This is a genomic window from Fictibacillus arsenicus, assembly GCF_001999465.1.
GTDB lineage: Bacteria > Bacillota > Bacilli > Bacillales > Fictibacillaceae > Fictibacillus > Fictibacillus arsenicus.
Map to the genome: position 1 here is coordinate 544,560 of NZ_MQMF01000001.1, position 19,090 is coordinate 563,649.

At 40.0% G+C, this 19,090-nt stretch carries 18 protein-coding genes and 1 riboswitch; of the genes, 4 read left to right on the top strand and 14 right to left on the bottom strand.

The genetic code is table 11. The features are described 5' to 3' along the window. Positions 1 to 93 precede the first annotated feature (93 nt). A riboswitch (FMN riboswitch) is annotated at positions 94 to 248 on the top strand. Positions 249 to 447: 199 nt separating this feature from the next. Then, the gene (locus UN64_RS02650; RefSeq protein ID WP_245801943.1) at positions 448 to 1,026 is read left to right on the top strand and encodes an ECF transporter S component; all 579 of its coding nucleotides are present in this window, start codon (positions 448 to 450) and stop codon (positions 1,024 to 1,026) included. Between the two features lie 314 nt (positions 1,027 to 1,340). Here the strand turns inward: UN64_RS02650 and UN64_RS02655 are convergent, their stop codons facing one another. After that, entirely contained in the window at positions 1,341 to 2,555 is a 1,215-nt protein-coding gene (locus tag UN64_RS02655; protein WP_077359546.1) for a NupC/NupG family nucleoside CNT transporter, read from the bottom strand. A gap of 212 nt (positions 2,556 to 2,767) precedes the next feature. Beyond that, positions 2,768 to 3,004: a YuzB family protein gene (locus tag UN64_RS02660; protein WP_077359547.1), complete on the bottom strand. Its 237-nt coding sequence runs from the start codon at positions 3,002 to 3,004 to the stop codon at positions 2,768 to 2,770. Positions 3,005 to 3,232: 228 nt separating this feature from the next. On the opposite strand from UN64_RS02660, the gene UN64_RS02665 reads away from it, so the two are divergent. Next, positions 3,233 to 4,297 carry an NAD(P)/FAD-dependent oxidoreductase gene (locus UN64_RS02665; RefSeq protein WP_077359548.1) on the top strand — a complete coding sequence of 355 codons (1,065 nt, stop codon included), beginning with the start codon at positions 3,233 to 3,235 and terminating at the stop codon, positions 4,295 to 4,297. A 74-nt stretch (positions 4,298 to 4,371) separates the two neighbouring features. On the opposite strand, the gene UN64_RS02670 is transcribed toward UN64_RS02665, so the two are convergent. Both UN64_RS02670 and UN64_RS02675 read right to left on the bottom strand, forming a co-directional pair. Further along, on the bottom strand, positions 4,372 to 4,677 hold the full coding sequence (locus tag UN64_RS02670) for an LSM domain-containing protein (protein ID WP_077359549.1): 306 nt from the start codon (positions 4,675 to 4,677) through the stop codon (positions 4,372 to 4,374). Positions 4,678 to 4,766: 89 nt separating this feature from the next. Next, a complete protein-coding gene (locus UN64_RS02675; protein WP_077359550.1) occupies positions 4,767 to 5,090 on the bottom strand; it encodes a YuzD family protein in 324 nt (107 codons plus the stop codon). Between the two features lie 158 nt (positions 5,091 to 5,248). Between UN64_RS02675 and UN64_RS02680 the strand changes: the two genes are divergently transcribed. Continuing rightward, positions 5,249 to 5,494, top strand: a complete 246-nt coding sequence (locus UN64_RS02680; RefSeq protein WP_066238880.1) for a NifU family protein — start codon at positions 5,249 to 5,251, stop codon at positions 5,492 to 5,494. A 451-nt stretch (positions 5,495 to 5,945) separates the two neighbouring features. On the opposite strand, the gene argF is transcribed toward UN64_RS02680, so the two are convergent. From argF to yutH, 10 genes are all read right to left on the bottom strand, one after another. Beyond that, on the bottom strand, positions 5,946 to 6,893 hold the full coding sequence (gene argF, locus UN64_RS02690) for an ornithine carbamoyltransferase (RefSeq protein ID WP_077359552.1): 948 nt from the start codon (positions 6,891 to 6,893) through the stop codon (positions 5,946 to 5,948). Further along, positions 6,893 to 9,985 carry a carbamoyl-phosphate synthase (glutamine-hydrolyzing) large subunit gene (gene carB, locus UN64_RS02695; protein WP_077359553.1) on the bottom strand — a complete coding sequence of 1,031 codons (3,093 nt, stop codon included), beginning with the start codon at positions 9,983 to 9,985 and terminating at the stop codon, positions 6,893 to 6,895. The genes argF and carB overlap by 1 nt, the downstream gene beginning before the upstream one ends. Beyond that, positions 9,978 to 11,030, bottom strand: a complete 1,053-nt coding sequence (locus UN64_RS02700; protein WP_077359554.1) for a carbamoyl phosphate synthase small subunit — start codon at positions 11,028 to 11,030, stop codon at positions 9,978 to 9,980. Before UN64_RS02700 ends, carB begins: the two co-directional genes overlap by 8 nt. A 74-nt stretch (positions 11,031 to 11,104) precedes the next feature. Beyond that, positions 11,105 to 12,274 (bottom strand): acetylornithine transaminase, encoded by a 1,170-nt coding sequence (argD, locus tag UN64_RS02705; RefSeq protein WP_077359555.1) that lies wholly within the window; start codon positions 12,272 to 12,274, stop codon positions 11,105 to 11,107. Then, a complete protein-coding gene (gene argB, locus UN64_RS02710) occupies positions 12,271 to 13,011 on the bottom strand; it encodes an acetylglutamate kinase (RefSeq protein WP_171978777.1) in 741 nt (246 codons plus the stop codon). The genes argD and argB overlap by 4 nt, the downstream gene beginning before the upstream one ends. 18 nt (positions 13,012 to 13,029) lie before the next feature. Then, positions 13,030 to 14,256: a bifunctional ornithine acetyltransferase/N-acetylglutamate synthase gene (gene argJ, locus UN64_RS02715; protein WP_077359557.1), complete on the bottom strand. Its 1,227-nt coding sequence runs from the start codon at positions 14,254 to 14,256 to the stop codon at positions 13,030 to 13,032. Between the two features lie 18 nt (positions 14,257 to 14,274). Next, positions 14,275 to 15,309: an N-acetyl-gamma-glutamyl-phosphate reductase gene (argC, locus tag UN64_RS02720; protein WP_077359558.1), complete on the bottom strand. Its 1,035-nt coding sequence runs from the start codon at positions 15,307 to 15,309 to the stop codon at positions 14,275 to 14,277. A 222-nt stretch (positions 15,310 to 15,531) separates the two neighbouring features. Further along, positions 15,532 to 16,311 carry an SDR family oxidoreductase gene (locus tag UN64_RS02725; RefSeq protein WP_077359559.1) on the bottom strand — a complete coding sequence of 260 codons (780 nt, stop codon included), beginning with the start codon at positions 16,309 to 16,311 and terminating at the stop codon, positions 15,532 to 15,534. Positions 16,312 to 16,323: 12 nt separating this feature from the next. Further along, positions 16,324 to 17,289: a 2-hydroxyacid dehydrogenase gene (locus tag UN64_RS02730; RefSeq protein WP_077359560.1), complete on the bottom strand. Its 966-nt coding sequence runs from the start codon at positions 17,287 to 17,289 to the stop codon at positions 16,324 to 16,326. Positions 17,290 to 17,369: 80 nt separating this feature from the next. Next, a complete protein-coding gene (yutH, locus tag UN64_RS02735) occupies positions 17,370 to 18,392 on the bottom strand; it encodes a spore coat putative kinase YutH (protein ID WP_171978778.1) in 1,023 nt (340 codons plus the stop codon). 183 nt (positions 18,393 to 18,575) lie between these two features. Here yutH and UN64_RS02740 point away from each other — a divergent pair, with 183 nt between their 5' ends. Then, a complete protein-coding gene (locus UN64_RS02740) occupies positions 18,576 to 19,073 on the top strand; it encodes a phosphatidylglycerophosphatase A family protein (protein WP_171978779.1) in 498 nt (165 codons plus the stop codon). Positions 19,074 to 19,090 lie beyond the last annotated feature (17 nt).

Here is a 19,090-nt window from a genome sequence, read left to right on the forward strand (position 1 = left end):
TCATCCTCTATTTGGAAGGTGTGATAAATGCATTATCATTCACAACTAACATTTTTTAAAGTATAATAGGTCATGTAACAAAATACAATAGCGATCCATCTTCGGGGCAGGGTGAAATTCCCGACCGGCGGTAATTGAAGATTCCCTCTTCATCAGCCCGTGAGCGGAAAAGTTCAGGATTGAATTTTTCATGCTGATCTGGTGTAACTCCAGAGCCGACAGTATAGTCTGGATGGGAGAAGATGTTGGTACAGCGGTTCATTTTTACAAAAGTTGAACCCTTTGTTTAAGTACGCATTTTAAAGTTTAAAAATGCTTCTTTCACATGCTGTTCTTCATACAACAACTCCCTTAGACCACAATTTTGGCTAAGGTTTTTTTGTGTGATACAGGCTGTACTGCATTTGAAATCATAAGATGGCGCAAGACAAATGAGGAGAGATTTCAATGCAAAAGGGAAAAATTAAACAAATGGTAGCTGTATCTATGCTCAGTACGATCGCATATGTGCTGATGATGCTAGACTTCCCATTTCCGGGGCTGCCGCCATTCTTAAAGATCGATTTTAGTGAGGTTCCAGCACTGCTGGCGGCCATCATCTTTGGGCCAATTGCTGGAGTCATGGTTGAAGGAATTAAAAACACGCTTCACTATGGTATTGTAGGAAGCTTTACAGGTGTTCCAGTTGGACAGCTGGCTAATTTTATTGCAGGTGTACTGTTTATTTTGCCAGTATCGTACTTATTCCGAAAAAAACATACGGTTAAACGTCTTTCAGGCGGTCTGATTCTAGGGACAGCTTTAATGACATTAACGATGGGATTCCTTAATTATGTGATCATCCTGCCGGCATACACATGGTTCCTTGGAGCTGAGCCGATGTCCAGTCAGATGATGATGGACCTAATCCTTAAAGGAATCACGCCTTTTAACTTAATAAAAGGTACGATTATTACTTTATTGTTTTTAGCTTTATACAACAGAATGAAGCCTTGGGTGATGAAACAAATCGCTCAGCAGGCTTAATATAATAGATAAAACCGCTGTGTTATTGTTACGCAGCGGTTTTTTGTTGTTCAAACCATGTCAAATTTCATGAAATAAGTCAACTCGCGGATATAACATATAAACTCGCGGGATTAACGTGAATATTCCCGGAATTATGACTCAAACTCGCGGGATTAATGATGTTTGTCGCGGGAATATAAAAATTCGACTTACTATATCGCACAGATACCATACAAAATGGTCGTGCATCCTCCCTTTTAAAACTTTTTATCTTAAATACGCAAAAAAAGATGCCCAAGCTTTTGCTTTTGGGCATCTTTTAAAGGAATTACTTATAGAATGAACATACCTGCGATTGCACCGCTTAGTAAGTTTGCAAGTGTTGCAGCGATAACTGCACGCATTCCAAGTCTTGCGATGTCTGGACGACGGCTTGGCGCCATTGCTCCAAGACCACCTAGTAGGATCGCAATAGATGAAAGGTTTGCGAAACCACAAAGTGCAAAGCTGACAACTGCTACTGTTTTTGGCATTAGATCAGGAATTTGTGGTGCGAATGAAGAATAAGCAACAAATTCATTTAATACAATTTTTTGCCCGATAAAAGTACCGGCTTTAACTGCTTCATCCCAAGGTACACCGATTACAAATGCGATTGGTGCAAATAGGTAACCTAAGATTTGCTGAAGTGTAATATCATAACCGAACCATCCGCCGATACCGCCAAGGATACCGTTTACAAGAGCAATCAACGCGATGAATGCTAATAGCATAGCTCCAACATTTAATGCGATTTGAAGACCGTCACCAGCACCTCTAGCAGCTGCATCAATAACGTTTACTGTATCTTTATCACGTTCAAGCTTAATTTCACCCATTGTTTCTGGCTCTTCTGTTTCAGGAACAACGATTTTTGCAACTAATAGTCCTGCAGGAGCACACATAAAGCTTGCTGCGATCAAGTACTCAAGAGGTACACCTAAGAGGTAATAACCAATAAGTACAGAACCAGCTACTGATGCAAGTCCTCCAACCATTACAGCGAAAAGTTCAGATTGCGTTAAACGATTCATATATGGACGGATAACAAGAGGTGCTTCAGTTTGACCTAAGAAAATATTCGCTGTAGCACTCATTGATTCCGCTTTACTTGTTCCTAATAATTTTGATAAAGCTCCACCTAAAATTCGAACAACCCATTGCATAATTCCTAAGTAATAAAGAACTGAGATCAAAGATGAGAAGAAAATAATTACTGTAAGAACTTGAAATGCAAAGATAAATCCTTTTCCTTCTTCGGGAATCATACTTCCGAATAAGAAGTCCACACCTTCGTTTGCATAAGCAACAACATTGGACACTTTTTGGGATACAGCTTGTAATGCTTTCTTACCCGCTTCCCACTTTAATACGATTAAAGCGAATGACACTTGGATTGCTAGTGCACCTAGAACTGTGCGCCAGTTAATCGCTTTCTTATTTTGAGAAAGTAAGAATGCGATAACTAGGATTACAAGCATACCACCTATTCCCCATAAAATTTGCATATTGCACACCCCTTTTGTAAGTTAGAAGTAAACGCTTTCTTTTCATGTAGTAGTAGTTGTCAGACATCAAATGACTGACCCTTTAATAATGTAACAAATTTCGACAAAATTGCAATCCCTTTTTTAATATTTACACCTAAGATATTTTTCCCAATAAATAATGCCCTATCCTACAAAAAAACAGCTACTCAATATTAATGAGGAGCTGTTTTCTAAAACATGAAGTTTTCATCTATATGATTATAAATATTCTTTACGAGTTCTTCTGGAGTCTCTCCATGGACAATATCCCCATTTACGAGTGCAAAAAGTGATTTTGCACATTGTCCGCAATAACCAAGACACCCATATTCAATCACATCTAAATCATAATCTTTTTCCAATTCTTCAAGTGCTTTTTGCGCACCACTTGCCAAGTTACTGACACAAAACTCAATAATCGGTCTCATCTTCCATTTCACCTCTTAATGAATCCATCCTAACGGTTTATTGAAGGCTAGTCAATGTAAACACATTGATTTTTCCGCAAAAATAGTTGTGAATTTATTGCAAAGTGCTATACTTAAACATGTCAAAAACGTGAAATCGTTTACTTAAAGTATTTTAAGGTTATTGGTTAATATACACTACTATAAAAATAGATAAGAATTGTCTTGAAAGAAAAGGGGAAATGACAAATGAAGCACCTCGTTTTACTTGGCGGAGGATATGGAAATATGCGTGTGTTGAAGAGGCTTCTTAATTCCTCAGACCTCCCTGAAAACATTCAGCTTACACTCATCGACCGTGTGCCATATCATTGTTTGAAAACTGAATATTACGCATTAGCTGCTGGAACAATATCTGATCACCATGTTCGGGTAACGTTTCCAGATCACCCTCGCCTAAATATTAAATATGGTGAAGTAACAGGAATCGATATTAATGAAAAGAAAGTACTTTTAAAAGATCAGGACGATGTATCCTATGATGATCTAGTTATCGGACTTGGTTGTGAAGATAAGTATCACAATGTGCCCGGGGCTGATCAATTCACATTAAGTATTCAAACGATTGATAAGTCTCGCCATACCTATCAAGTACTTAACAACTTACATGCTAATGCCGTTGTTGGTGTTGTTGGAGCAGGACTTTCTGGTGTTGAACTAGCATCAGAACTTCGCGAAAGCCGGCCGGATCTATCAATAAAGCTGTTTGATCGCGGGGACATCATTCTTTCAGGATACAAAAAGAGACTAAGCAACTATGTTCAAAACTGGTTTGTAGAACATGGTGTTGAAGTAATCAATAACTCTAATGTAACTAAAGTCGAAGAAGGCGCACTTTATAACCATGACGAGAAAGTTGAATGTGATGCTATCGTTTGGACAGCAGGCATTCAGCCAAGCCATATCGTTCGCGGATTAGATGTTGAAAAGGATAGTCAGGGACGTGTCGTTCTAACTGAACATCACCATCTGCCTTCTGAAGAACATGTTTATGTAGTTGGCGATTGCGCAAGTCTTCCTTATGCACCAAGCGCACAGCTAGCGGAGGAGCAAGCAGAACAGATTTCTCAAGTTCTTCTAGCACGCTGGAATAATCAGCCTCTTCCTGAAATGAACGAGATCAAATTAAAAGGTGTTATGGGATCCCTTGGCAAGAAGAGCGGATTCGGTACGATGGGAAGCGCCGCTTTAATCGGCCGCGTACCACGCTTATTAAAGTCAGGTATCTTATGGCTATATAAATATCAAGTATAAAGAGAAGCCGGCTAACAATTGAGTTAGCCGGCTTATTTTTTGTTCGTACTGAAGTATCTAAGGTACAAAAAAAATCACCAAAAGTAAGGACGGAAACGGCGAATCCTGAAAAATGGAAATCCAAATATTCCGAAGCCCGGAAAGAATGGACCAACAAAAATGATACGGCTGTCACGCTGTTCACTTTCACCAGGCATGATCATATACATATTATCCTGATCATAACTGTGAAGCTTACCATGGTATACATTACCATCATTCAATTCGATTGTAACGTTCTGTCCCATATATTTTAAACAAAGATCATGATAATGATGGTGATAATGCCCCGCATGTGAAGACTCATCTTTAAACTGTTTACCTTTTGAAGGGTTCAACAATGGCATTTGCCTCCTTTTTTTCCATAACATCATATTCTAAAAAAAGAGACAAAGTATGTGTACAGACCCAATTCAAAAAAAATAGGCGCTTAACTTACAGCGCCATAACCATTTTGTTCAATTATGCTATAGATTGTCTTTAGATTCGGATTTCCTTCTGCAACAACCTCTCCGTCAATCACAACAACGGGATAAAACAGGTCTTCTTCTATAATTCTTACTGAAAATGCTTGATCTGCTTCATTTTCCGGCTTTTCCATATCTATATATTGGACCTGAAATACAGTGTTCGGAAATTTCCTGGAGATTGCAGCTTCCAGCCATTCAGCAGTTTCTTTAGCTGATGGAAGGTGAACACAGCTCGCACATTTCTGCTCGGCACCGTATACTTTAATGATAAGTGAATTTTTCATGAAGAATCACCTCAATGTATGCGTTTATTTGCTTCCATCATACCTTATTTTGTGAGAAAGAAAAAGGAGCAAATATCATGATGCTTGCTCATGGATTTTTTATTCCATATCCCGTATACTAAAGGTAAGTTCTTTTTAAGAAAGGAGCCTTGATAGTTATGGCTGAAACTCAAAACTTAGAGATGCGTGAACAAGTAGAAGAAGTTCTTGATAAATTGCGTCCGTTCCTTCTTCGTGACGGAGGAGACGTTGAATTAGTGGATATTGAAGAAGGTGTAGTAAAAGTACGCCTTATGGGTGCTTGCGGAAGCTGCCCAAGTTCAACAATCACACTAAAAGCTGGTATTGAACGTGCCCTTCTAGAAGAAGTACCTGGTGTAGTTGAATTAGAACAAGTATTTTAATAAAGAAGCCGCTCCCTCAAGAGCGGCTTTTTTTTTACTGTTCGTTTCTTTGTTGCTCTTAGAAGTAGTTGATTTCCGTTACAGGATGCTCGCTTTCCGGGGGGCGTGCGGTGAGCCTCCTCGGCGCTTTGCGCTATAGGAGTCTCACCTGTCCCGCTAATCCCCCAGGAGTCTCGCACCTTTCACTCCAATCAACTTGTCAATGAAGTCAAAAAACCATTTCTTGATAGCGAGGCCACTGAAAAGCCTGTTGATTTAATCTTTTTTGGTTTTATGATGCAAACATGTAGTGATTGGAGCGGAAGGGTACTGACTCCAGCGGGACGAGTGGGACAGGTGAGACCACTAAAGGCGCGTAGCGGCAGGGGGCTCACCACCCGCCCCGCGGAAAGCATGTACCCTGAAGCGGAAATCACCGCACCAACACTCTTTTGAAACAGTCCTTCAAGTATTAGGACATCAAATGCACAAGCAACGCTTTTTGTGCGTGAAGACGGTTTTCAGCTTCTGGGAAAACAACTGAATGATGCCCATCAATGATTTCTGCTGTCACTTCCTCTCCGCGATGAGCAGGCAGACAGTGCATGAAAATGTAATCTTTTTTTGCATATGACACAAGCTCCTGATTTACTTGATAAGGTTCAAAATGATCCATTCTCTCTTCCGTTTCGCTCTCCTGCCCCATACTCGCCCATACATCTGTATAGATAACATCACTGTTCTTAACGCCGCTTATCGGATCATTTGTAACTTCCACGATAGCACCTGTTTGCTTAGCAATTTCTTTTGCATAAGAGACGATTTCTGCTTTAGGCTCATAATTTTTTGGTGTAATAATCGTACAATCCATCCCGACTTTAGCTGAAGCAATCAGCAATGAATGAGCAACGTTATTGCCATCACCAATATAAGCAACTTTCTTCCCTTTAAATGATCCCTTATATTCTAAGATCGTTAATAGATCAGCAAGTGCCTGGCAAGGGTGGAAATCATCTGTCAATCCATTGATGACTGGAATTGTACTGTTATGTGCCAGCTCTTCAACAGTCGACTGGTGGAATGTTCGAATCATAAGTCCATCCAGATAGCCAGACAATACCTTTGCTGTATCTGAAACGGTTTCCCCTCTTCCCATTTGTATATCACGAGTACTTAAATGGATGGCATGGCCTCCAAGCTTAAGCATAGCGGCTTCGAATGACACTCGTGTGCGTGTAGATGACTTTTCAAATATCATACCAAGGATTTTTCCTTTTAATAAAGGGGGTGCGGAAGGTCCCTGCTTCTTTAAGTCTTTAGCCAGATTCAGCAAATCAATGATTTCATTTGCAGAATAATCGAGCAGAGTCAGAAAATCTTTTTTAGTTCTCGTTGTACGTAGAGGATGAACGATTGACATTAGATCAGCACTTCCTTTCTTGAGTTTTTTAATAAAACCGCAGCTTGCAGGTAAGCTTGTGCAGTCTCTTTACGAGTAAAAACATGGAGCCTCTCCAGCACGGCTATTTTTGCAGAAGAGCTGTTTGTCTCATCGGTAAAATTTATATAAGCAGCTTTATTGTCAGTATGAATCCAATCATTAAAAGACATATCGTCTTCCGTAACAAGCTCAAATCCAAGTTCCGTCCAAGCTTCTAAATCATCTTGTGCAGATTCACCTTCTATAAAAATGCTTCCTTTAAAATTCCAAAGGTCACTTAATTGGAGGCTGGAACCTTTTAAAGCTTTGAGCAGTGCTGACGTAAAATCGCTGTCTGTTCCGATTACTTCACCTGTTGAAGTCATGACCGGAGAAAGCACGGGTGAAACTCCTGGCAGTTTAATCGTTGAATAAACAGGTGCTTTTACGGTAATAAACGGCTGGCCATTATGCTCATGTTCAAGCTTTAATTGATTTAAAGGTGTTCCAAGCATCAGTTCTGTTGCTTTTTGTACTAAATTCACAGCAGTAATTTTACTCATGATGGGAGCTGTTCTTGAAGCTCTTGGATTTACTTCAATTACATAAACTTGTTCACCTTTTACTGCAAATTGTATATTGAACAGCCCTTTATAATTCATGTTCTTTGCAATTTTTCTCGAATAGCTGTTTATACGGTTTTGAACACTTTCTGTAAGGGACTGCGGCGGGGTTACGGTCAAGCTATCGCCCGAATGTACACCGGTTCCTTCGATATGTTCAAAAATTCCCGGTATAAATATGTCTTTTCCATCTGTTAGCACATCTACTTCTGCTTCTTTTCCTTCTAAGAACGTATCAATTAAAATGGGATAGACAACATCCTCTTTCAGCAAAAAGTCATTAAGTCCTTTTGCAGAATAAAACACTTTCATCCCGCTTCCCCCTATAACATAAGAGGGTCGGACAAGTATAGGGAAGCCCAGTTTTACGGCAAAGTTTTTCGTTTCTTGTTTATCATGAGCCGTGAATCCATTTAACTTCGGAATACCGATCTTATCTAAGAATTGATAAAAGCGATCTCGATCTTCCATCTGATCAACAGTATCCGCAGGAGTCCCTAGCACATGGACGCCAGCATTCTCTAGATCTTCAGCTAAGTTGATTGAAGTCTGACCGCCAAACTGCAAGATAACATCTGTTATACCTTCAAACTGTAAAACATTATAAATATCCTCAAACGTTAATGGTTCGAAATATAAGGAGTCGGACACTTCATAATCGGTACTTACCGTTTCTGGATTGTTGTTGATCAATATGGCTTCATAACCCAATCTGTTTAGAGCTAACGCACTGTGTACACAGCAATAATCAAATTCAACACCTTGCCCTATTCGTATGGGACCCGAACCAATAACAGCGACTTTTTTCTTTTGTTCAGGTTTTTTATCACTTACTCCGCTCCAGCTGGAATAAAAGTAAGTTGTCTTCGCTTCAAATTCAGCAGCACACGTATCAACCATTTTGTATGAAGGAAAGATTTGCCACTCTTCCCGTTTGCTTCTCACCTCTTTTTCAGTGACAGACCACATTTTAGAAAGATCGTGATCTGAAAAGCCAAACTTTTTAGCCATCTTCAACTGTGATTCATCAATCGTTTGTAAGTTATATTTTTGCAGCGCATCATTCATCTGAACCATCTGGCTGAATATTGATAAGAAATAAGGCGAAATCTTGGTCACTTCATGAATTTTTTCAGCAGAAATATCTCTTTTAAGCAGTTCAAGAACAACAAAGAAACGGCGATCGTCAGCATGAGCTGCTAGTTTGAATAATGTTTGTTCTTCTAAAACAGCAAGTTCTTTTAAAAACATGCCTTCTGTTTTTAGCTCGAGTGAACGGATTGCTTTTTGGAAAGCAGATGCCATATTTCGTTCTAAAGCCATTACTTCTCCCGTTGCTTTCATTTGTGTTCCAAGCTTTCGGTCTGCGTCAGTAAATTTATCAAATGGCCAGCGAGGCATTTTAACTGCTACATAATCCAAAGCTGGCTCGAAACTTGCGAATGTCGTTCCTGTAACTGGATTCTTCAGTTCGTGAAGGTTGTATCCAAGTGCAAGCTTCGCCGCAATTTTAGCTATAGGATAACCAGTAGCTTTAGAGGCAAGTGCTGATGAACGGCTCACTCGCGGATTAACTTCTATTAAGTAGTATTCAGAAGTATGCGGATGAAGTGCAAACTGAATATTGCAGCCTCCTACGATTTCTAGTGCATTTATAATCGTAAGAGAAGCTTTTCTTAATGACTGATACTCGTCATCTGTCAGTGTCTGACTTGGTGCAACAACTACAGAATCACCAGTATGGACTCCAACCGGATCCACGTTTTCCATATTACAAACCGTGATGCATGTGCCATTCTCATCACGCATGACTTCATACTCAATTTCTTTGTAGCCTGCAATACTTTTTTCAATCAGACACTGTTTGATAGGACTTGCAGAAAGACCTTGTTTAACGAGGTTTGTGAGCTCTTTTTTCGAACCTGCAATTCCACCTCCAAATCCGCCAAGCGTGTAAGCTGGACGCACAATAACGGGATATCCTGTTGCATCTGCAAATTCAATCGCTTCTTCTGCGGAAAATACGATTTCACTTTCGGGTACAGGCTCCCTAAGCTTGTGCATAAGGGCACGAAACGCTTCTCGGTCCTCTGCTTTTTTTATAGATTGGATATCTGTACCTAAAAGCTTAACTCCGTATTTTTGTAAAATCCCATTTTCATAGAGATCCATCGCAAGGTTTAAGCCTGTTTGACCTCCTACTGTCGCAAGCAGACCATCAGGCTTTTCTTTTTGAATAATCTGTTCTGCGTATTCAACGGTTAATGGTTCAAAGTAAATCTCGTCGGCAAAAGTCTTATCCGTCATGATGGTTGCGGGATTGTTGTTGATTAATACAACTTGAATTCCTTCTTCTTTTAATGCTTTGCATGCTTGAGTTCCTGAATAATCAAATTCAGCTGCCTGCCCGATAACGATGGGACCTGAACCAATAACAAGAACTTTTTTGATGTCGGATTCTTTAGGCATAGCTTCTCACCTTCTCTTTATGCTTTACAGTCTGGATGAAATCTTGAAGAATTTGTGCGTGTTCTTGAGGACCAGGTGCTGCCTCGGGATGAAATTGAACACTTGAAATATCGTATTGGCTGTGCCAAAGCCCCTCCACACTTTTATCGTTTACGTTCTCAAACCAAATGTTAAATCCGGTTGAATCCAAACTCTCTTTTTTCACAACATAACTATGATTTTGTGAACTCATCGATACTTTTCCTGTTTTCACATTCATTACAGGATGATTTGCTCCTCGATGACCAAATTTTAGTTTCATTGTTTCTCCGCCAAATGCGAGTGCCAGTATTTGATGGCCAAGGCAAATTCCCAATACGGGATATTGGACAGCAATATTTTTATAACGAGAAAAATACTTTGAAAATCTCATAGGGTCACCTGCACCATTTGAGAACACGAAACCATCTGGATTCAATTTTTCTATTTCGGCAGACTCATAGTCGTATGGAACAACTGTGACAGTGCAGCCTTGATCTATAAGTGCATTAGCAATCGATTTCTTATAGCCAAAATCAATAAGAACAATGTGTGTTTTACCAGTACCGAATTTCTGAAGTGCTGTTTTCGGCCAGCATTCTTTTAATTGAAAAGAATCGGAAAGTATTGTACTTGCATGCATAACAGCAGGGACTGAACCCTTTTCACGAATCTGTTGAATGAGAGCTCTTGTATCGACATTTGTTAAAGCAGGAATTTGATGATGATTAAGGTACGCTGTTAATGAGTGTTGTTCGTCTTCGAGCTGAAAGGGATAGCAGTCAGCCATAATAACACCTGAAACTTGAATTTGAGCAGATTCCATACTTTCCGGCATGAAGCCATAGTTACCGATAAACGGGTACGAAAATACAACGATTTGTCCCTGATAAGATGGATCTGTCAGCACTTGTTCGTATCCAGTCATTCCTGTATAAAATACAACTTCACCAGAACAATACTGATGATCGCCGAGCCAGTCTCCTGCAAACGAAGTCCCATTAGCTAATGTTATAGAGCCTTTCATAGTAAATTCCTCTCCTTGTATAAAACCTATATCTATTCGTATTTTTATTCATTTATTCGTATAAAAAATAAGGATTATTCGTCCTTTGCGTTTGATACCGTATGAAACTGTTTAAACAATCCATTAATAATTGCTGCAGCTGTTTCTAATTCTTCGTCAGAAACGGTTAATGGCGGGAGCAGGCGAATGACCTTCTCTCCTGCCGGAACGGTTAGTAATCCTTGCTCTTCAAGCCACTCTATCAATCTGCCCACAGGTCTCTCACATTCTATCCCGATTAATAAACCTTTGCCTCTGATCTCTTTCACGAGTGGATGTGATTGCAGCGAGTCTCTTAGTGTTTCCTTAAATTGATTTCCTTTACGTTCAACTTCTTTTAAAAAGTCATCCTGGAAAATGATATTAAGAACCGACTGGCTCACTGCACAAGCTAGAGGGCTGCCGCCAAATGTTGTTCCGTGGCTTCCTGGTCCAAATGCAGTTTTTAATTTATCTTTGCCAAGCATTGCTCCAATCGGGAATCCATTTCCCAACCCTTTTGCAAGTGTAACGATGTCTGGGTTTAAATCGAAATGTTTAAATGCATACCTTTTCCCTGTTCTTCCGATCCCTGTCTGTACTTCATCAATAATCAGCAGTATATGATACTCATCACATATCTTTTGTATTTCCTTATAAAATGCAAGATCTGCCATGCGCACTCCGCCTTCACCTTGAAAAACTTCCATCATGATCGCGGCAGTATCCTCATCTGCGATTTTTTTTAGCTGTTCGGTTTCGTTCCATGGCAGATGTACAAACTCTGAAACAAGCGGGCCGTACCCGTCTTTAATCTTTTGCTGTCCTGTTGCGGACATAGCACCGAATGTACGCCCATGAAAAGAATCCTTAAACGTTATAATTTTATTTTTTCCAGTAAACTTTTTTGCAAGTTTAATTGCTGCCTCATTGGCTTCAGCACCGCTGTTGCAAAAAAAAGCTAAATCTAAAAGTGTGTTTTTTACAAGTGTCTCAGCAAGAACTTCCTGCTGTTCGATTTTAAATAGATTTGATGTATGCCATATTTTCTCACTTTGATCCTTGATAGCCGAGACGACTTCCGGATGACAATGACCAAGGCTCGTTACAGCAATTCCGCTTGTGAAATCTAGATAGCGATTGTTGTTTTCATCGTATACATATGTCCCGCTTCCCTTTTGAAGCTGAAACTCTTTTCTTTTATACGTAGGGAACAAGAAACTCATATCGCAAGTACCTCCTTATAGCAACGTGTACCTGACAATGTTTGGTCCGTTATTAACACTTCATCGATGTTCAGGTTTAGACATTTCACAGCTGCTTCAACTTTTGGTATCATTCCGCCGTATATGTGACCGTCATTTATGCCTCGCTTTAGTTGAGTAATGGTTAACTGTTTGGCTTTCTGTCCTTCAACTTGAATTCCTGATATATCTGTAACGAAACAGACTGATACGGCTGAAAGTGCTGCTGCTGTTTCACCAGCTGCAGTGTCTGCATTGATGTTCACTTCATCCCCGTTTTCGGTAACACCTAGAGAAGCAATGACCGGCACCTTCCCTGACTTCAGTAATTTTTCTAAAAGGTCTATGTTCACTTTTTTAACTTTACCGACACGCCCATACTTCTCTTCGTCTAAAAAATCACATTGAATGAGTGTATTCTCTGAACCGCATAAGCCTGCAGCTTGAATTCCTTCTTGATTTAATCTCTCTACAAGCTTTTTATTTGCTGTGTCCTTTAATGCTGCTTTTACGCAAGAAAGGGCTTCTTGTGATGTGATTCTTATTCCGTCTTTCATTTGAATCGGCAAACCTTTTTCTTGCAGCTTTTTATTTATTTCAGGTCCCCCGCCATGAACAATGACTACTTTTTCACCATTATGAATCTTGCAGCGCAGACTGTTAAAAAAGGCTGGCTGTAAGTTTTCTAACGTGCTTCCGCCGATTTTTAATACAGACAACAAATTTCTCACATCCTTTTACGTTCGATAGCTGGCATTAATTTGCACATAATCATAGGTTAGATCGCATCCCCAGGCTCTTCCGTTTCCGAAGCCTTCTGACAAGATGACTGTGATATGAATCTCCTGGCCTTTTAAGTAGTTTCGAATCTCTTCTTCTGAGAAGACAACAGGCTCTCCATCAGCCACTACTTCATGATCGCCAATCAGTATTTTCATTTGGTCTGGGTTAAAAGACACACCGCTATATCCTGCAGCTGCAAGGATTCTTCCCCAGTTCGCGTCACATCCAAAGACAGCCGTTTTAACAAGGGGTGATCCTACAACCGTTTTGGCTATGATTCTAGCTTCTTTCTCAGTTCTTGCACCTCTTACGCTTACTTCAATAAGTTTGCTCGCACCTTCACCATCTTTAGCAATAAGTTTGCCTAAATCTTCACAAACAAGGACAAGCGCATCCAAGAATAAATCCCATTCTGGGTGGTTTTTGTTCAGTTCCTCATTCTCAGCCATACCGTTGGCAAGCATAAGAACCATATCATTTGTTGAGGTATCTCCATCTACTGTAATGCAGTTAAATGTCCGCTCTACAGCATAGGACAGCGCTTCGTGAAGATCATCCTGATGAATGTTTGCGTCTGTTGTAACAAATCCAAGCATTGTCGCCATGTTCGGATGAATCATCCCCGATCCTTTTGCAGTACCTGCGATCGTAATCGTTTTATCATTGATTTTAAAAGAATAAGCTGTATTTTTAGATACCGTATCTGTTGTTAAAATGGCTTGAGAAAAATCAATAGATCCCTTCAGCTCGGAATCCAGCTCAAGATTTTGAATGCCGGCTGTGATTTTATCCATCGGCAGGTGTTCACCGATTACTCCGGTAGACGCTACTCCAACAAGGTGTGGAGGAATGCCGAGCTTATTCGCTATTTGGAGCTGCATTTCTTTTGCATCTTCCTGTCCTTTTTTACCTGTACATGCATTGGCGTTTCCGGAATTGACGATAATTGCTTGAAGCTTCCCCTCTTGTTTTATACTCTCCTGTGTTACTTTTAGCGGAGCCGCCTGTACTTGGTTAGTCGTGTAAACTCCTGCTGCGTTGGCAGGTTTCAAGCTGTATATCAGCCCTAGATCCAGCTTCTTATGTTTTACTCCGCAATGCAGTCCGCTTGCGTAAAAGCCCTTTGGTGTTGCGATGTTTATTCCTGTTACCTTGTGTATGGATGGTTTTGTAGCCTGCATCTATCCTGCCTCCTCTTTTTATGGGAACAATGGTGATTGTTGCAGTCCCTCTGATTCTTTTAAGCCGAACATGATATTCATATTTTGCACTGCTTGCCCGGCAGCGCCTTTGATTAGATTGTCGATTACAGATACAACAGTGATTCGATTTGTCCGTTCATCAATCGCAAATGTTACATCACAATAGTTTGAACCGTACACCTGCTTAGTAAAGAGATCTGTATTTTCCTTAAAAACACGAACAAAAGGTTTAGAATGATAGAATTCATTGAGAATCTCACTAACAGAATGTGATTGGATATCGTGCGCCAGCTCTGCATACATAGTAGCCATGATTCCTCTAGTCATCGGTATAAGATGAGTCGTAAAGGTAATGTTAACTTCTGTATCAGCAAGAGTTTTCAAAGTTTGTTCTATCTCTGGTATATGCTGATGTTTGTTCATCTTATAAACACTCAGACTATCATTTGCTTTTGTAAAATGAGATGCTTTTTGAGGTGAAGCCCCAGCGCCTGATAGTCCGCTTTTCGCATCAATAATCAGGGTTTTCGGGTTTATCATTTTTGTTTTTATTAAAGGTAATATTCCAAGCAGTGCTGCAGTAGGATAACACCCTGGGTTAGCGATCAAAGCCGCTTCTTGTATTTCCTTCTCGTTCCATTCCGATAACCCGTATACCGCTTTATTTACAAATGAATTGTTCGGAGGCTCCATCCCATACCATTTTCGATATGAATCTGCCTCCTTTAACCGAAAATCTCCTGCTAAATCGATTACTTTCATCTTCTGGTTAAGAAAACGGGGAAGAAGTTCTGAAGATATGCCGCTTGGAGCTGAACAAAACAGTACATCAAGTCCATCTGTCTCTATCTGCTCAAATGAGCGAAGTTTTTCCTGGTTAATTTCAAACAGGTGAGGTGCTTCATCCGAAAGTAATTGACCTTGTTTTGAGGATGAATATAAGAATAACTCCTTGATTTCTGGATGTGCGGTTAACAGCCGGAACAATTCTAATCCACCATATCCGGTTACTCCAATAATTCCAGCTCTCAAACCACATCACTCCTTTAATAAGTTAAGGTTCATTATAGGACTGTATAAAAATTAATTCAAGAGTATATTTATTAATTTTTAATTAATTATAAAATTCACTTTTTTATTTCTGTAAAAAGAGGGTGTTTTCGTTGCTGCGCCAAGTACAGTTTCCAATAATAAAAAAACTGCTTAAGTTAGGTAATCTAACACCTAACTTAAGCAGCTTTACTTAAAATACTTTTATTGTCTTAAAAATCCGCCTTCAGAATGGATGATTTGTCCGGTAATCCATTCGCCTTCTGGTGAAGCTAAAAATGCGATCAGCCTTGCTGCATCTTCTGGTTTGCCGATTCTTCCTAAAGGAAACTTCGGCAATAAGACTTTTTGCAAGTCCTCAGTCATCCATCCGGTATCGGTCGGTCCAGGATTAACAGCATTGACTGTAATTCCTTTAGATCCTAGTTCCGCAGCCATCGTTACCGTTAAAGCTTCAATCGCACCTTTAGTAGCGGCATACGCCAGTTCACCTGTCATCGGACCCTTTGACTGGCCAGAAGTCAGATGAATGATGCTTCCTTTTGTTCCTTGAAAACGTTTTGCGAATTCCACACTTAAAAGGGAAGTCGCGCGAAGATTTATGGCATAATGCTTGTCCAGCATTTCGCTTGTCGTTTCTTCCCAAGAATGGTTTTGTGAAAAACATGCATTATTAACAAGAATACTTGGCGAGCCAAGTTTTTGTTCGATCAATTTAAAGAGATTTGGAAACTGGTTCGAATCAGCTAGATCAATCTCTTTATATACAGCTTGAACGCCAAAATTTTGAAGCTTCTCAACCAAAATATCTGGATCACTTTGATAATTTCCTTCATGCATCTGTTTGTCATATGTGCCCCATGTAGTAAAGAAGATATTTGCCCCTTTTTCAGCGAGCTGTAAACAGATTGCAGCCCCGATTCCATTCAACCGGCTTGCTCCAGTTATTATGGCTGTTTTTCCTTCAAAAGGACGGATTGTCATTTGTTTTCCTCCTTAGCTGACAGGGGTTTCAGCCGCTTTCCCATTTAAAATAGATGCGATGTTGCGGCAAGCCAGCTCTGCCATCTTCATTCTCGTTTCCACACTTGCACTTCCAATGTGAGGCAAAGCCACAACTTGATTCATCTTTAAGAGAGGATGATCCAAAGCAATTGGTTCTTTTTCAAAAACATCTAATCCAGCTCCAGCTATCGTACCGTTTTGAAGAGCATCTACCAATGCTTCTTCATCCACTGATGCTCCACGTCCAGCATTAATAAAAATTGCGCTGTTTTTCATCGCCTGAAATGCTTCCCTGTTAAACATGCCTTTCGTCTCAAAGGTAAGCGGAGCGAGACAAACAACAAAATCAGAGTCCTTCAAAAGATCGTAAAAGTCTTTATATTCGGCATCGAGATTTCTCTCGGCTTCAGGTTTGCGATTTCGGTTATGATACAAGATGTTCATATCGAATCCCTTTGCACGTCTCGCTACCGCTTCACCAATTCGCCCCATGCCTACGATTCCGATCGTCTTGTGATGAACATCAGCTCCTGCCAGCAATAAGGGACCCCAACTGTTCCATTTTCCCTCTTTCACGTAGTTGGCTGATTCCACAACACGTCTTGCTGTCGCCAAGATTAATGAAAAGGCTAAATCAGCTGTTGATTCGGTCAGAACATCTGGTGTATTGCATACTGTTACGTTATTCTCTTTTGCTTTGTTGATATCAATATTGTCATAGCCTACTGCGAGGTTAGCTACAACTTTCAAAGATGGGGCATTATCCAATAGTTCACCATCCACTTTGTCTGACAACATCGTTAATAACCCTTCAGCTTTTTGTGCTTCCTTTAAAAGTACGTCACGAGGAACGGCTTTCTCCTCATGCGGCCACATACCGACTTCAGCAATTTCTTTTAACGCCTTAAGTGTTTCTTCCGGCAGCTTTCTTGTAACATATACATATGGTTTTTGCATGCGTTTTCACTCCTTATTTTTATTTTCGCATGTGAGTACAGAAAAAACAAAAAAGAGCTCTTGAGGAGAGCCCTTTATCGTCAGATCATTGGAACGAGCCAATCAACCATCGGAATATTTAATTCACGTACAGGCAAACCGATCGACCTGAAAAAACTTTTAAGAAAATACTCATTCTGTCTTTCATACGAGATTAAGTCAGTAAAGCGGCGTACATATAATTCTTTTCCTATATCCCTCTCATTTTTATAATGGCCTTCAACTGTATCAAAATATTGTGAAGGGAATAAGAGTCTTCCATACAACAATCTCCATGCACCTTTTGACAGAGGTTTTACCTTTTCGTAGTCATCAATTAAATTTAAAACTTCGTCACTTCTGAACTCAGGCTGATAAATCTTTTCACGGATGCATTCTGCTACATCTCTCATCGGGCTGTCAATCACCCAGCCGACAGGAAGTTTAATAAAACCATTTGAAGATCTCAGCCAGGAGCGTTCACTAAAACGGTCATAACAGATTGCCGCTGACCCGATTCCCTTTGGTCCTCTCTCTAATTGATAATCTGTGATGTACTGAATGGCATTCTCTGCAAGTCCCTCATAATAAGGAAAAGTCGTTAAAAATAGATGGTCAAAATCATTTTTTTGTTTTCTTGCTGACACTTCAGCATAGGTGTTATGCATTTCATCCACACGGTTCATCCATAAGAGCGGCCATTGCCCATAAGCAACCTGCTGAACCGGGTAATATTGCTCGAGTCCTTTACCCCGTTTGTGAAATTCCGCCAGTTCCATTCCTAACGAAACATTTCGCTGTTCTTCTTTCTTATGAGACTTTTTGAAAATAATTACGGATTCTCCATCTACATATGCACTAGGCATGTTTGAAATCGTTGGATGGAGTACAGGCAAGTTGCTCTCTCCACGCTGCTGCAATAAATCACTGATGAATATCATTTCCTGCAATTTTTCATATGTCATCTGCTGCTGAGGAATAACTATATACTGGTCTCCTTTGCAGGTAAATGTCCGGTACCCGGCTTCCGATCGTCTGTCTTCACAAACAAGTTGATAATGATGAAAAATATCTCTTTCAAACAAAGGCGATCCCCCCACCTATCAGCTTTCCAGCGGCTGCAAGATCAATAACATCCGCATATATGGATACACCATTGTATGCCCATATAGGCGAAGTGGTTAGCTTTTTTTGATAAATTCATAACTTTATCGTCAAAACATATACTATACAAAGCTAAGGAGACTACAGAGAAAAGGAGTACAGGGATGCAAAATAAAAAAGTGGAAAATGTCGAAGAAACAGCACGCAAACTGCTGAATGAACGGGGCGTTACGGTAAACGATATAGCTGAACTCGTTTATTTTCTCCAAGTCCCCTACCATCCTGACTTAAAAATGGATGTATGCAGAGAAAATGTTGAAAGGGTTATTGCAAAGCGTGAAGTTCAAAATGCTATTTTAACAGGCATTGGACTTGATGTACTTGCTGAAGAAAAGAAGTTAGAACAGCCTCTTCAAGAAATATTAGCTAGAGATGAAAGTCTCTATGGAATTGATGAGATTATTGCACTTTCTATAGTAAATATATATGGATCGATCGGATTTACGAACTATGGGTTCATCGACAAACAAAAACCGGGAATTTTAGAAAAATTAAACGATAAGTCTACTGGCAAAGTTCACACGTTTTTAGATGATATAGTTGGTGCAATCGCAGCAGCGGCATCCAGCCGTCTCGCGCACAGGGCTGCAAACACAGAATAATAATAAGGCTTAAGAAC

Coding starts and splice junctions, on each gene's coding strand:
- UN64_RS02650 (WP_245801943.1), top strand. CDS start 448: ATGCAAAAGGGAAAAATTAAACAAATGGTAGCTGTATCTATGCTCAGT.
- UN64_RS02655 (WP_077359546.1), bottom strand. CDS start 2,555: ATGCAAATTTTATGGGGAATAGGTGGTATGCTTGTAATCCTAGTTATC.
- UN64_RS02660 (WP_077359547.1), bottom strand. CDS start 3,004: ATGAGACCGATTATTGAGTTTTGTGTCAGTAACTTGGCAAGTGGTGCG.
- UN64_RS02665 (WP_077359548.1), top strand. CDS start 3,233: ATGAAGCACCTCGTTTTACTTGGCGGAGGATATGGAAATATGCGTGTG.
- UN64_RS02675 (WP_077359550.1), bottom strand. CDS start 5,090: ATGAAAAATTCACTTATCATTAAAGTATACGGTGCCGAGCAGAAATGT.
- UN64_RS02680 (WP_066238880.1), top strand. CDS start 5,249: ATGGCTGAAACTCAAAACTTAGAGATGCGTGAACAAGTAGAAGAAGTT.
- argF (WP_077359552.1), bottom strand. CDS start 6,893: ATGTCAATCGTTCATCCTCTACGTACAACGAGAACTAAAAAAGATTTT.
- carB (WP_077359553.1), bottom strand. CDS start 9,985: ATGCCTAAAGAATCCGACATCAAAAAAGTTCTTGTTATTGGTTCAGGT.
- UN64_RS02700 (WP_077359554.1), bottom strand. CDS start 11,030: ATGAAAGGCTCTATAACATTAGCTAATGGGACTTCGTTTGCAGGAGAC.
- argD (WP_077359555.1), bottom strand. CDS start 12,274: ATGAGTTTCTTGTTCCCTACGTATAAAAGAAAAGAGTTTCAGCTTCAA.
- argJ (WP_077359557.1), bottom strand. CDS start 14,256: ATGCAGGCTACAAAACCATCCATACACAAGGTAACAGGAATAAACATC.
- UN64_RS02725 (WP_077359559.1), bottom strand. CDS start 16,311: ATGACAATCCGTCCTTTTGAAGGAAAAACAGCCATAATAACTGGAGCA.
- UN64_RS02730 (WP_077359560.1), bottom strand. CDS start 17,289: ATGCAAAAACCATATGTATATGTTACAAGAAAGCTGCCGGAAGAAACA.
- UN64_RS02740 (WP_171978779.1), top strand. CDS start 18,576: ATGCAAAATAAAAAAGTGGAAAATGTCGAAGAAACAGCACGCAAACTG.